The following is a 14,243-nucleotide window of genomic DNA, read 5'->3' on the forward strand; positions in this document are numbered from 1 at the left end:
GCCCGGAAAAACAAGTGTTGCGCGCGCTGCTTTGTTGTTCTTTTAAGATAACATTTCCACCGGCGCGCGGTTTGCGTCAACCGCCACGGTGAACCAAACCATAAGTCTTCGGCGTGGTGTGGCAAGGCCGCTGGGTGAAAAAATACACGGCAATATCAAGCGGGTGTGCCGTTTACGCGGTGGTTGATGAATTGGCGGGCGCTTACTTCAGATCTTTCAGTTTGGGAATCCCGCGAGTGGCTCGCTCCAGCGTCTCCAGAACCGCCGCCACCTGCGCGAGCAGCGTTTCGTCGGCTTCGACTTTTGCTTTTGTGCAGGCCTCAACGTAGGCTCGCGCGAGCTTCATAGCATTTTGGCGGAACGCCTTCGGCAGGTTTTGGAGATAGGGAAGGATGATTTTCAGCCCTTCCTTGAACGCCGCCGCCGCGGCTTCGTGGTTTTCCATAGCACGGTGTACGCTGCCCAACGCGCCGAGCGAGGTGGCCAGATCGGGCTGGAAGGCGTCGGGGCGGGCGTCGGCCAACTCGCGGCGTATGTCCACCGCTTCGCGCGCGGCGTCCAGCGCTTCCTCGCGGCGACCCAGGGCGGAAAGGCAATTCGCCAGGTTGTTCAGGGAGGAGGCCAGATCGGGCCGGAAGGCGTCGGGGCGGGCGTCGGCCAACTCGCGGCGTATGTCCACCGCTTCGCGCGCGGTGTCCAGTGCTTCCTCTGCTTCCTCGCGGTAGTCCGATTCGGAAAGGAACGCAACCAGGTTGTTCAACGCCATGGCCAGATTCGGTCGGAAGGCGTCGGGGTGGGCGTCGGCCAATTCGCGGTACAGTATCGCCGCTTCGCGCGCAGCGTCCAGCGCTTCCTCGCGGCGGCCCAGGTCGGAAAGGCGGTTCGCCAGGTTGTTCAGGGACATGGCCAGATCGGGCCGGAAGGCGTCGGGGCGGGCGTCGGCCAACTCGCGGCGTATGTCCACCGCTTCCCGCGCGGCGTCCAGCGCTTCCTCGCGGCGGCCCAGGTCGGAAAGAACATTCGCCAGGTTGTTCAGGGACATGGCCAGATCGGGTCGGAAGGCGTCGGGGCGGGCTTTGGCCAACTCGCGGTACAGTTTCTCCGCTTCGCGCGCGGCGTCCAGCGCTTCCTCGCGACGGCCCAGGGCGGAAAGACGAATAGACAGGTTGTTCAGGGAGGCGGCCAGATCGGGCCGGAAGGCGTCGGGGCGTGCGTCGGCCAACTCGCGGTACAGTTTCACCGCTTCCCGCGCGGCGTCCAGCGCTTCCTCGCGACGGCCCAGGGCGGAAAGGCGGATCGCCAGGTTGTTCGCCCCTCTCGCACGTGCACTTTTTACTTCGGTTTCGTCCTTAATTTGGCGCGGTTGGATTTCCGCAGCCAATCCGGTGAGGAGCGCGGCGAATTCGCGCAATTCAACCGTGTGTTCCGGCAGCCTATAAACCAAATCTGTCGCGGCGAGGTTGGCGAACCATTGCCCCTTCGGATCCCGCCGCGCCATGCGGTCCAGCGTAAGAAAACCGGCGTGTTTGAAGGCGCTGTGCTCGCCCGGAAAAACGGCGATCAGAACCTTCTGCGCGAGGGTCACCTCCTCGTCGGTTTGCGGCGTAAAGAGCTTTTCCAGCAAGCGTTCACCCAGGCGGTCCGGCTTGAGGGCGGGCAAGTATCCGCGGTCGCTGTCTTTGCTTTCGCCACCCCCGCCGATCGCGCGGCAAACGTTTTCAAGTGTGTGGTCCTGTTCGTTCTCGAAGTTGGAGATTCGCCGTAAAAGCGCGAAGGCGTCATCTTTCTTGGCGACGCCACCCACCAGCGTGCCCAGCGCCGCCGCCAATTCCAGACTTTCGCTGCTTACAACGAACTCCAAGGCTTTAGCGCGCCCATTGCGCCACTTACGTTCGTGGCCCAGCAAGCGGTCGAGAATTCCGGCCGCTGTCGGCGTGCGGTCGCCCGCAGCGGCGAGGGCCGCCGCCATGAGAATAAACAGAACGTTGGAGAATTCCTCGCCGCTCAGGTCGATGTTGTCGGGTATCTGCTGTTTTTTCGACAGGATTTCCTGAAACGCGGCGACGGCGGTTTCGAAAACGGTTTGACGCGGACACTGGTCGCCCAAAGGCTCAAGTGAACTCTCGGCGGCGCGTGCGAACAAGGTACCGGCTTCCGCTCTTAGATCCTTCCACCATTGCCCGCCGTCGCGTTCGAACAGAACCAGGCGCACTTTAACCGCCGGCTTGGCCTCGACGATGTCGTTCGCTAATCCGATGACCTGCGAAAACTCGGAACCGGCGTAGTCAACGCCGATCAGCACGTTGCCTTCCGATTCCAGCAGCGTATCCAAACGCACCGGTTCCCTCTTGTATCGTCGCAGGTTGAACCAACCGGCCCGCCATTCGTCGCCGCTTTCGGCCAGCAATTGCGAACACACCTCGGCGAAAAACCGCGTTTTGCCGGCGCCGCCGGGCCCCAGATACAGCCGGGCCGCGCTGCCGTCTTCCTGCCGGCACCAACTCAGCAGGTCGGCCTTCTCGTTGTCGCGGCCGATGAACGGCACGACGCCGTACTTGGGAATCAGCAATTCGGACAGCCGCTGCTCGTCCCGTTTGGGCAGATCTCCGTAGGGTTCGATCAGCAGTTTCGCAGGGTCGGTCAGTCGACGTGTTTCGACTTGCACGTCACGCAAAATGCGGTTTTGCACGTCCTGCGAGAGATCGTTCAACAAGTGCTGCGCGTGGTGGGCAAAAGTCGGCACTTGCAGCAACGCAAGCAACAAGCCCTCGAAGAAAGCATCGGCGGCAGGAGCCTTGAGGTCTTCGTCTACCCGGGCGTCCGCGAAAATTTGCTGCACGTGCTTTCGCAACTGCGTGCCGGAAAGGTCACTTTTCAGATCAAACGTGGCTTGGGGCAACGCCGACTGATCCTCTGCACAAGCGGATTTGAGTATCGGCCAGATGTCCTTGTGTTCGGGGCTTTCTTCGAGCCACGTCCGGGCGGTTTGTCCGGCGTTGACCAATTGTTTTCTTAGTTTCCGCCGCGTATTACCTTTTCCAAATAAATAAATAAACAGGTCCAGGGCATCGGACGTGAGAGAGCTTTCGATGGACTTGAAAGTCCATGTCGTGTTCGAAAAAATGGCCTTGAGCACAGGAATGCCGATGCTAACGGCGAGCGCCAGCGTGGCGGTTACGGGCACGGTTCACTCCGGTTCGGGTGTTATTTCGCTTTCTACAAAAACCGGGAGCGACGGAAATAAGTCGATGGTGTAAGGCCGGGGTGGAGATCGCTCCCGCAACGATACATATCACAAACCAAGCGGGCGCGGCAAGCAATTGAACGCCCGCGTTTACTTCGCGCCGTTACGTTCGAGGTGAAAGGAAACGGCCCCTTCGCGCGACTCACTATTGAATAAAAGAAACGGGAGAAAAACGTGAACTCGAATCCCACGCGGCGCATCCGGCACTTTGCGATGTTTCTCTTCGTTACCGGCATGGTTATGCTGTTGGCGTTTGTGCTGATTTTCATGCAGCCGCCGGCCGCGGCGAAAGGCAAAGGAATGAACGCCCCCGAGTTTCCGCAAGACGCCAAATGGCTCAATACGCAAGCGCCGCTGACGATGGCCGACCTGCAGGGGCGCGTCGTCATTTTGGATTTCTGGACCTATTGCTGCATCAACTGCCTGCACGCGCTGCCGGTGCTGCACCAGGTGGAGGAACACTTCGCCGACCAGCCCGTCACGGTGATCGGGGTGCACTCGGGCAAGTTCGACCAGGAGCACAACGACCGCAAGGTGCTGGAGGCCATCGCCAAGTACGGCGTGGCGCACCCGGTTGTGCAGGACGATGACTTCACGATTTGGAACGAGTGGTCCGTACGCGCTTGGCCGACGATCGTTTACGTGGGCACCGACGGCAAAATTGCCAAGTTCACCAGCGGCGAGCCGGATTTCGCGTACATGAAGCAGACCGTCGACGAACTGCTGGCGGCGGGTAAAAAGAACGGCACGCTGGGCGGGAGCACTGCTCCGGTCATGAAAAGCGTCAACGCCGACACCGGCGCGCTGAACTACCCCGGCAAAGTGCTGGCCGCGGGCGACAAGCTGTTTATCGCCGACTCCGGCCACCACCGCATTCTGATCGCCGAGCGTGACGGCCGTGTGGTGGAGACCATCGGCGGCAAGGATGACGGTTTCGTCGACGGCAATTTCGCCACGGCCCGCTTCTTCGAACCGCAAGGCCTGGCGCTGAACGGCGGCACGCTGTACGTCGCCGACCGCAACAACCACGCGATCCGCGCTATCGACTTGCAGGCGCGCACCGTCAAGACCATCGCCGGAACCGGCCGCAAGGGCAATGACCGCAGCAAGGGCGGCAAGCCGCTGGCGGTCGATCTGCGCAGCCCGTGGGACGTGGCTTGGCGCGACGGCGGGCTGGACATCGCCATGGCGGGCAGTCACCAAATCTGGCGCCTGGATCTGGGCGAGGATGAAATCGGCGTGCTGGCGGGATCGGGCCACGAGCAGATCATCGACGGCTACCTGAATGCGTCGGCGTTCGCGCAGCCCTCCGGTTTGCACGTGGACGGCGAGAAGCTGTACATCGCCGACAGCGAGACGTCGGCCGTGCGGCGTATCGACCTGGAGACCGGCAAAGTCGAGACGCTCGTCGGCACCGGTTTGTTCGATTTCGGTTTCAAGGACGGGAAGGGCAAGCGCGCCAAGCTGCAGCACCCGCTGGGCATCACCGGTCGCGACGGCAAGCTGTATATCGCCGACAGTTTCAACAACGCGCTGCGCATCCTCGACCTGAACGACGAGGATAGCGTCACGACGCTGGCTGTTTCCGGCGTGGGCGACCTCAACGAGCCCTCCGGCCTGACGCTCGAGGGCGGCATTCTTTACGTGGCCGACACGAACAACCACCGTGTTCTGAGTGTCCGCCTGGCCGACCGGAGCGCAAGCGAAGTGACGCTGAAATTCTAGGCGTCGGCGCTCGGCGGCGATCTCTCTTGCGGTCCGAGCGCTTCGAGGGCGGGTTAAGTAACGTATCAAGAACGTGTTCTTAAGTATAAGTAAATAAAACAAATATCTATTGGTCGATGAGTCCTCGAATGCTCGTTTTCCCCGCCGAAATATGGTGGTAAAATGAACGCCAAATCCAGCGGGGGAGTTCATGCGGTATCGGGCCATCGTTATCATCACCATGCTGAGCGCCGTTTTGTTCCTCATCGGAGCGGGCGACAAACCGAAGTTTGAGACTTTCACGATCGTTTATACCGGCGCGGCGTTTGGGAAATTGCAGCCCTGCGCGTGCAGCGAGGAATCGGATGTCGGCGGGCTGTTGCGGCGCGACACGATGCTCATGCGCCTGCGAGACAGCGCGCGCGGGGCGATCGTGGTCGATGCGGGGGGCTCGTTCGGCGAGCCGACGGCGCAGGGACGCATGGGGGCCGAGGCGTATCTCGACGCTTTGCGGGCTTTGAAGTATGACGCGGTGGCGTTGGCGGCGGGCGACTTACTCTTCGGCCGGCGGTTTTTGGAAGAGAATTCCGACAACGGCCTGTTCGTGTCCAATGCGCGTTTCAAGCAGGATTCCACCTTCGCGGGCCGCACGCTGGTCTTTCCCGGCAAGCGCAACCGATTGCGCTTCGTCGCGCTCGTCGACCCGGAAAAAGTCTACACCGGCTCGCAATCGAACCTCGTTGTAGAAGCGCCGCTGACCTACCTGGACAAGGCCGTCGAAAAAGAGGATTTGGTCGTTGTTCTGGCGAGTGTCGAGCCCGAAACGGCGCGGCATTGGCTCGTGCATCCCAACGTGGACGTGGTCGTGAACGCGGTTCCCGACGACAATGTGCTGCGCGAGGCGATGTTTGAGTTCGCCGATGAAAAGGTCTACACCGAGACCGGCGTGTTTGGTTCGCTGGTGGGCGTTTTGAGTTTGCGCGTGATCGACGGAGCGCTGGTGGGGGCGGAAATCAAGCAACACACACTAGACAAGACGGTGCCTGACGGCGTGCGCGCCAAACAGTTTTTCGAACGGTACCAAGCCGAGACGAAGCGACTCTTCCTGCAATCGCTATCCGGGATGCCCGCCTACGAACGCGAAGCGAGTCCCTTCGTCGGCAACGAGGGATGCCGGTCGTGTCACGCCGAAAGCTTCGCGGCTTGGGACGCCTCGGCGCATGCCCACGCGTGGGCGAGTCTCAAACGTGTCGACACGCACTTCGACTCGGAATGCATCGCCTGTCATGTGGTGGGGTGGAACGAGCCGAATGGTTTCCGGAGTGAAAAAGATACGCCGCATTTGTTGAACGTCGGCTGTGAGGCGTGTCACGGTCCGGGCAAAGCGCACGCCAAGCAGCCTGCGGCTAACCCCATCGCGCGCGGTGATTTGCAGCTCTGCTATAAGTGTCACACCGACGAGCGCGCCCCGGCGTTCAAATCCGAGATCGGCTGGAAGAAAATCAAGCACTAAGACGAAAAAGGCCCGGAAACATAGTTCCGGGCCGTGGTTATTTGCTTGCGATTGCTTTATTTCGGCGGCTTTTGCTTGTCGGCATTTTTCATCATCTGTTCCATCATTTGCCGCTGCAGGATTTTTCGCCGCTGTTCCTGCAAGAATTGTTCGCGCATTTGCGGCGGCAGCTTGTCGAGCATCGCGGGGTCAAACTGTGGCTGACGCCGCGCCTCGCTAACCTTGAAGTCTCCAATCTTTTTCAGAATGCGGTTCTTGGAACCCTTGGTCGCTTTGAACACCCGCCCGGCCGCGCCGAGATAGATGAGGTCGTCGTCGACTTCCGCGCCGACTTTGACGATCTTCTCGACGCCGCCCGCGAGCGTAAGCGTCAGAGTGCCCGTGGGCGAACCGAGCTTAGCCGCCGCCGGGGCCGGGCCGCCGACGATTTGCTTAGCTTGCATGGTGGAAATGCTGCGCACCGCGGAGGTAACCTTGGCGTGGTCGAGGACGAATCCCGCAGGCTTTTCCGCGGACGCGGCGGTCACCGCCCAAATGTCTTCGGCCTTTTTCTCCAGCGTGAGTCGGCGCTTGCCTTCCACGATGTCCACTTTTTCGACCTGAGCGGCGTCGAAGGTTAATAAATGCATGTCGCGCAGGGTGTCTAGATCGTTTTGCAGATTCTTCGCGGCGTAGGACGCGATCAAGTACGTCTGGTCTTCGCCCTTTTTCCGGGCATAGAACTTCTCATCTACTTCCGCACCGATTTCCACGGCTACCGAATCACCGCCGTCCAGAGTTACCGTCGCCTCGTACAGCGGCGGCGTCAGACCGCGATCCAGCGATTGCTGCTCGTCGTCAAAATCGGTCGCCCGGAAATTGGCCATGCTGCGTGCGATGCGGGCGATCTTTTCCGGATCGAGTTTGTAATCGGCCGGGAGGTTGCTTGGTGCGGGATCGAAGGTCCAACCGGCATCGCCCTTCGCGAAACTAAGGGGTGTGGCGCCGGCCTTGGTCAGCACCAGCCGTGTTGCCTGGTCTTTGTCGAACTTGACGATAGTGCGGTTGCGCCAGCGGTTGACCTCGCGGTCAAAAGTATCTTGGAGGCGTGCGGATAATGCGTACACACGATTGTCGTCCGACTCGCGCACGTAGTTACCGGTTTTGTCGGCGCTCAAATTCCCCACCAAGAGCGTCCAAGCAGGTTCCTGCGCGGATTGCACGGAAATGCGAAGCGCGTCGTCGGTGACACCGTATTTTTCGTGGTTGGCGGATGAGCTTGATACCGTCCGCCCGCCGTGTACCATCGCAACAACTTCCAGCGCGCGTTCCACGAGTTGATCTTCGACTGCGTAGTTGCCCGGGTCGATACGCCATTGGCCGTCTTTCTTGACCAATGAGTATTCGCCGTCCGCGCGGCGGATATCGATTTTCGTCACGGCCTGTGCATCGATCGCGGTTACTTCCAATCCGGCGACCTTTTCACCGCTGGGAATGGCGGCGGCCAACACGGCCAGAAGGGTCAGTGCAGCGAAGACAGCCAACATGACGATTGTGCGTTTCCACAACATGGCTTACTCCTCCCCGCGCGGCGTGTTTTGTTGGATCGCTGCCAGCGCGCGCCGTTTGCGCCGCGACCGTAATTGCCAGCGGGCGATACCCGCAATCAGCAAGATAAACGGAGGCAACAGCATATTGCCGTACTTGAACAGGCTTCGTCCGACGTCGCCCACATCTTCCAGTGGGCGGTTGTTGATGGTGCGCGTGCGGATCGACATCAGCACCTCGTCCTGCACCAACCAATCGAGCAGGTTGGCGAACAACGCCAGGTTAACGCGGCTGGGCATCTGGTCGGAGACCCATTGGCCCGAACCGGCGACGACCAAGCGCGTTTCCGGGCTCACGTCGATCACCGCGTCGGCGACCGCGGGCGGCACTGCGCGATTCTTAAAGTAGCTGGGCAGGTTGCCCTTCACGGTAACGATCAGCGGTTGCGGGCCGGCCGGGTTGTCCATCATCGACTGTTCGAGGACAGCCGGTTCGGCCAGGAACGAGTCGCTCGCTTCGTAAATCCAGGTTGCCTCGGAACTGCGGGCCAGCACCTGTGTTTCGACACCGGCCGTGTTTTGCGGAGCCAACGCAGATGCGAAGGGCATGACCACGCCTTTGAGGTTGCGCGTGAGGTTCAAGTCCTTAGGCAGATCGGTTACCGCCACGAAGGCGGGGAACCTTACGAGCGACTGGAAGCGAACGCTGCCCTGTTGCCGCATGATGGGGATACGTTCGCACTTTTTATCGAGAACGAGCCCGGGCTTTACCGCGACGCCGTAGGCTTCGGCGAGTCCCGCCAGGCCGGTATCGATCGGTCGCCCGATCAGGGTGCGCGGGTCGATGTCCTGCTGGGCCAAGAAGAACGCCGCTTTGCCGCCCCGCATCATGAATTGGTCGATGGCGAAGAGTTGCGCTTCGGGAATCTGCTTCTTCGGGCCGAGCAGCAACAGCACGTCCATGCCGTTCAGCGCGTTCGGGTCCCGACTCAAATCGACGTCTTTCACGTCGAACTTCGAGCCCAACATCGACGCTACTTTGCCGAAGCCCTGCTGCAGCGAAAACTCACCGTGGCCCGACACAACGCCGATGGCCGGCACTTTCTCCCGCGTCATGGAGGCGATGCGGCTGATCAACTCGTATTCCAGACCGGGCAGGTCCTGAATGACGGGGATGGCTTCGCTTTTCTCGCCGTACTCGACGGCCACGCCCATATAGACTTTCACGACCTGCACTTGGTCTTTGGCGAAAGCCTGCATGTCGATTTTCGGCACGCCGAGTTGTTGGGCGCGTTGCACGGAGGCTTGGTCCGACTCACCGCCGGAGCCGGTTGTGTCCGGGTCGACGAAGCTGAACACGACGCGTCCGCCACTGGCGTCGCGAAACTCTTCCAGCAAATCTTTGACGACGTTGCGCGTGCTGTTGGCCGGGGCCGGGATGTCTTTGGAGAAAAACGCGGTAACCGTGACTTGGTCGTCCAATTCCGCCAGGATCCCCGAGGACGCGTCCGATAGCGTGAATTGTTGATCTTCGGTCAAGTCGATGCGACCGTGAACCACGGACGAAAACACGTTCAATGAAATAACGCAGCCGATCGCCGCGCCGATGTAAAGCAGCCGGTTCAAGCGCCATTTCTTGCTGTGATCGCTCATGCGACTTTGGACCGCTTGCACGGCCAAGAACAAAAATAGGCTCATGAGCGAAAGCGAGTAAATGATGTCGCGCGAGTCCAGCACGCCGCGTCCGACGTTTTTGAAATGCGGGTCGGCGGCGGCGAACTCCCAAAGGTTTTGCAGGCTCGAGGGCACGAACGGTAGCAGCAAGTCCATCATGTAAAGGAGCAGCGCGATCACGAAGCCGACGATCAATCCCACGACTTGGTTGCGGCTGATCGAGGATGCGAACACACCCAACGCCACGAAGGTGCCGCCGAGGAAGAACAATCCCAGGTAGCCGCCGATAATGGGCCCGCCGTCCAGATCACCGACGAACGCGATGGAAATCGGGTAGACGAAGGTGATGACCAGGTACAGCGCCAATAGGGTCCAGGTTGCCAGGAATTTGCCCAGCACGATTTCCCATTCGTGTAGCGGCAGTGTGAGCAGCCGTTCAATAGTGCCGGATTTCTTTTCCTCGGCCAACAGTTTCATCGTCACCGCCGGCGCGAAGAAAATAAACGAACCGGCCGCGACTCGGAAGAAGTTGCGCAGCGTCGCTTGTCCCGCTGCGAAGAAGGTTTGGAAAAACAAATAGCCGATGCCCACCAGCAACACCATGAGCACGATGTAGGCGATCGGCGAATTGAAGTAGGTTCGTAATTCCTTTTTGTACAACGCCCAAATTCGTTCCATCGTTCTACCCCTTCGTCAATTCGGAGAACACATCTTCCAGCGAAGTACTCTCTTGCCGCAGTTCGGAAAGCTTCCATTGCCGCGCGACGCAGGCGTCGAATACTGCCTCGGCCGTACCGGCACCCGGCTCGATCTCCAGATGGAAAGTTCGCCATTCGCCTTCCACATCAACCGGTCGCACGTTTTTGACGCCCTGGATTTCAGCCAGCACCTGCGTCATGTCGCCGTCGCCTTTGAGCCGCGCCCGCAAGATCGCCGCCGCAGTGCGGGATTCGAGCGTGTCCGGCGTGTCGTCGGCCACGAGCTTTCCGTTATGGATGATGAGAATGCGCGAGCACGTGGCTTCAACTTCGGCGAGGTTGTGCGTCGAGAGGATCACGGTTTTCGTTTTGCCGATTTCGCGGATCAGGTTGCGGATCTCGACGATTTGGTTCGGGTCCAGCCCGCTGGTCGGTTCGTCGAGAATCATAATCGGCGGGTCGCCCAGGGACGCTTGTGCCAGGCCGACGCGCTGCCGATACCCTTTGGACAATTCGCCGATGTCCTTCGGCGCCATTTTCTGCAGGCCGTAGAGTTCAATGTTTTTGCTTACCGCGGCCTCCAACTCCGACGCCGGAATACCGGACAATTCGCCGATGAAGCGCAGGTACTCGATCACCGTCATGTCTTCATACAGCGGATTATTTTCCGGCAGGTAGCCGATTTGGCTTTTGGCCGCCCGCGGGTCGTCGGTCAGCAGTCGGCCGCCGATGCGGATCTCCCCCGCGTCGTTACCTAAAAAGCCGGTAAGCATGCGCATGGTAGTCGACTTGCCGGCGCCGTTCGGTCCGAGAAATCCGACGACTTCGCCTTTGGAGATATCGAACGAAATGTCGTCGACCGCCGTGACGTCTCCATACCTCTTGGTCAAATGTCGTACGGCAATCATCTTTCAAACCTCCGGTTTAGAAAACAAAATTCAAGCTGATCTTTGTGCCAGAGTAAGGGGCTTTTGTAAAGTCGGGACTTTCTGTCAAGGGCGTTGGATTCGTCACCGCGACCGGTAGCCGAGCCGGTGGGTCCCCTTCGGTCTCACCAAGTCGGAATCCAGACCAAAGCGCGCGACGTGACGCGAATATCAGTTCGCTCCGCGTCTGGTTGGGTGACACAGGAAAAGTACCGCTAACCGGACCGCCGCGCCAAGCCCGGCTTTTGCCTTTTTTCGGACGCCGCCTTATCTTTGCTCACCGAAAGGAAACCACATGGAACCGATGACCGATATCCAGGAACTGCAAATACTCGCCCGTGGCTTTCAACGCTCGCGCGTGTTTCTCACCGCGATGGAACTCGACTTGTTCTCGGCCCTGGGCGACGAACCCCGCACAGCCACGGAACTGGCCGAACGCGTCGGGGCGGACGCGAGGGCCGTCGACCGCCTGGCCAATGTGTTAGTCGTATTGGGGCTGCTGGAAAAACGCGGCGACGAATTCGCCAACACGGAACTCGCCGCCGAACGCTTGGTGCGCGGCAAGCCGGGGTACATCGCCAACCTCGCGCACATCAACGATATGTGGAAGACGTGGTCGACGCTGACCGAGGCCGTGCGCGCCGGGCACTCGGTGATCGACCGCGGCATCGGCGATGGTTGGGCCACGGAGCGCCGCGAGTCTTTCATCGCCGCGATGCACCACCGTGGTCGAGAGCAAGCGCCGGTGGTGGCCGACCTGCTGGACCTTTCCGGCGTTGAGCGCGTGCTGGATGTGGGCGGCGGCTCGGCTTGTTTTTCCGCCGAATTTGCCCGGCAGCGGGCCGGTTTGACGGCCACGGTGTTCGACCTCCCCACGATTGTGCCGATCACGCAGCGGTACATCGACGAGCAGGGCATGAGCGAGCGCATCGACATCTGCGCGGGCGATTACAATGTTGATCCCTTCCCCGGGGGCTACGACCTCGTGTTCCTGTCGGCGATCGCGCATATCGAAAACGACGAGGGCAACGCGGCGTTGATCGCCAAGGCCGCGGACGCGTTGCGGCCGGGTGGGCAGGTCGTGGTGGTCGATTACGTGATGGACGAAAGCCGCCTTGCGCCGCCGCCGGGCGCGATTTTCGCCCTGAACATGCTCGTGGCCACGGTTCGCGGTGACACCTTTACCGAAAGCGAAATGCGCCGCTGGTTCACCGCCGCCGGGCTCACCGATGTGCAGCGCATCGACACGCCTTTCCTCTCGGTGATGATCGTGGGGCGGAAAGTATAATCGTTTTGTCCGTAACTCAATAGTGTGATATCACTGTCGGCGAGCAACTCAAGCAAACAAAACGAAGGGCTCGTCGATGCCGTATTTTCGCACGATTGATGATTTGGTGGACGATCTGCGCCGCGACCGTAAAGTATCTCTGCTTATCGGGGCTGGCTGTTCGGTTTCCGCGGGTATTCCGCTAGCGAGGGATATCGTCGAGGAAATCCGTCAAAAATATCCTTTGCATTACGAACGGGCCCGTGAAAAATGCGATGGTGAAACGCCCGGGTATCCTCAGTGTATGAGTATGTTACCGCCTCGGGACCGTCGCGACTTGATCAATCCCTACATCGACAAGTCGAAAATCAATTGGGCACATCTTGGCATTGCGCTGTTAGTTGCGGGCGGATATGTGGATCGCGTGCTCACCACGAATTTTGATCCGCTTATTCAGCAGGCTTGCGCTTTGGTTTATAAATTCCCCGCGATTTACGATTTCGCCGCGTCACAGGAATTCAAGCCGGAGTGGTTACCCGAAAAAGCCGTTTTTTACTTGCACGGCCAAAACACCGGATTTCGCACGCTAAATACGCCCGAAGAGTGCGACAGTTTGCGTGAAGACATTGGTCCCGTTTTTACGGAGGCATCTCAGAATCGGACGTGGGTTGTTGTTGGATACAGCGGCGATAACGATCCCGTGTTTGAGCAACTCACGAGTAAAAAATGCTTTGATTTAAATTTGTATTGGGTGGGATTTAGAGAGAACGACCCCTCGAAACGGGTTAGGGAAGATTTGCTGGAGGCATGCGAATACGCCTTTTTCATTCGGGGCAAAGACGAAAAATTCGACGCCGATTCTTTTTTCATCGAGTTAGCGCAGAAACTCGGGCTCTTTCCGCCTTCCTTTGTCGAAGATCCGTTCGCACACGTGGAAAAAACCTTCGAGCAAATCATCCCTTACAATAGTCCGTTCAGCGACGATGACGGTGACATCCTCGATCCGGTTCGTAAACGTGTGAGGGCCGCGAAGCAACGAGAGCAGGAAGAACGAGAAGATGTCAGGGCGGAAACTGGCGAATTCGATCCAAATGTTGTTCGAGAAATGGCGAGCGTGCTTTTCATGAAAGGGGCGTATCACAAAGTCTGTGAGTTAAGCGAACGGCATCCAGGGGCCATCGACCCGGATACTGTTTACTGGGCGGTCATTAGGCAGGGCATTGTTTTAGGCGAACGGGCGGATAAATCTCCGCCGGAGGTCGCTCGATCGGAGTACTTGTCCGCCATTGAGTTTTTCAAGAAAGCCGCGGAGGGGAAGAAGGAAAAGCCTCATCAGGCATTCTACAACTGGGGCGTGGCCTTGAGCAAGCTTACGGATCTTGCCGAGGGGGCAGAACGGGAGCCGCTCTTGCACGAGGAGATCGGTCGGTATGAGGCGGCGGTGGCGGCGAAGCCGGACATGCACGAGGCCCTTTTCAACTGGGGCTTGGCTTTGGCCAAACTCGCAGACCTTGCCGAGGGGGCGAAACGGGAGTCGCTCTTGCATGAGGCGATCGGTCGCTACGAGGCGGCGGTGGCGGCGAAGCCGGACTATCACGAGGCGCTGTCCAACTGGGGCGCGGCGTTGGCCACGCTCGCGGACCTTGCCGAGGGAGCAGAACGGGAGTCGCGTTTGCACGAGGCGATCGGTC

8 protein-coding genes are annotated in these 14,243 nt (G+C 59.7%); 4 read left to right on the top strand and 4 right to left on the bottom strand.

The annotated features are described in order from the left end of the window. Positions 1-202: 202 nt before the first annotated feature. Positions 203-3,184 (bottom strand): tetratricopeptide repeat protein, encoded by a 2,982-nt coding sequence (locus P9L99_16985; protein ID MDP8225058.1) that lies wholly within the window; start codon positions 3,182-3,184, stop codon positions 203-205. A 234-nt stretch (positions 3,185-3,418) separates the two neighbouring features. On the opposite strand from P9L99_16985, the gene P9L99_16990 reads away from it, so the two are divergent. Next, complete coding sequence (locus P9L99_16990) at positions 3,419-4,969, top strand: thioredoxin-like domain-containing protein (protein ID MDP8225059.1); 1,551 nt, start codon at positions 3,419-3,421, stop codon at positions 4,967-4,969. Positions 4,970-5,159: 190 nt separating this feature from the next. Next, positions 5,160-6,461 (top strand): multiheme c-type cytochrome, encoded by a 1,302-nt coding sequence (locus P9L99_16995; protein MDP8225060.1) that lies wholly within the window; start codon positions 5,160-5,162, stop codon positions 6,459-6,461. A gap of 56 nt (positions 6,462-6,517) precedes the next feature. Here the strand turns inward: P9L99_16995 and P9L99_17000 are convergent, their stop codons facing one another. The 3 genes from P9L99_17000 to P9L99_17010 are packed head-to-tail and all read right to left on the bottom strand — an operon-like array spanning position 6,518 to position 11,267. Next, positions 6,518-8,011, bottom strand: coding sequence for a DUF4340 domain-containing protein (locus P9L99_17000; protein ID MDP8225061.1), 1,494 nt, complete (start codon positions 8,009-8,011; stop codon positions 6,518-6,520). Positions 8,012-8,014: 3 nt separating this feature from the next. After that, on the bottom strand, positions 8,015-10,339 hold the full coding sequence (locus tag P9L99_17005) for a Gldg family protein (GenBank protein ID MDP8225062.1): 2,325 nt from the start codon (positions 10,337-10,339) through the stop codon (positions 8,015-8,017). A gap of 4 nt (positions 10,340-10,343) precedes the next feature. Next, on the bottom strand, positions 10,344-11,267 hold the full coding sequence (locus P9L99_17010; protein MDP8225063.1) for an ATP-binding cassette domain-containing protein: 924 nt from the start codon (positions 11,265-11,267) through the stop codon (positions 10,344-10,346). Positions 11,268-11,580: 313 nt separating this feature from the next. Between P9L99_17010 and P9L99_17015 the strand changes: the two genes are divergently transcribed. Together P9L99_17015 and P9L99_17020 are read left to right on the top strand one after the other, a co-directional pair. After that, positions 11,581-12,573, top strand: a complete 993-nt coding sequence (locus P9L99_17015) for a methyltransferase (protein ID MDP8225064.1) — start codon at positions 11,581-11,583, stop codon at positions 12,571-12,573. Positions 12,574-12,649: 76 nt separating this feature from the next. Next, the coding region (locus tag P9L99_17020; protein MDP8225065.1) for a hypothetical protein at positions 12,650-14,243 on the top strand (1,594 nt) is incomplete at its 3' end.

Origin of the sequence: Candidatus Lernaella stagnicola (genome assembly GCA_030765525.1) — a bacterium.
Classification (GTDB): domain Bacteria; phylum Lernaellota; class Lernaellaia; order Lernaellales; family Lernaellaceae; genus Lernaella; species Lernaella stagnicola.

Coding starts and splice junctions, on each gene's coding strand:
- P9L99_16995 (MDP8225060.1), top strand. CDS start 5,160: ATGCGGTATCGGGCCATCGTTATCATCACCATGCTGAGCGCCGTTTTG.
- P9L99_17000 (MDP8225061.1), bottom strand. CDS start 8,011: ATGTTGTGGAAACGCACAATCGTCATGTTGGCTGTCTTCGCTGCACTG.
- P9L99_17015 (MDP8225064.1), top strand. CDS start 11,581: ATGGAACCGATGACCGATATCCAGGAACTGCAAATACTCGCCCGTGGC.
- P9L99_17010 (MDP8225063.1), bottom strand. CDS start 11,267: ATGATTGCCGTACGACATTTGACCAAGAGGTATGGAGACGTCACGGCG.
- P9L99_17005 (MDP8225062.1), bottom strand. CDS start 10,339: ATGGAACGAATTTGGGCGTTGTACAAAAAGGAATTACGAACCTACTTC.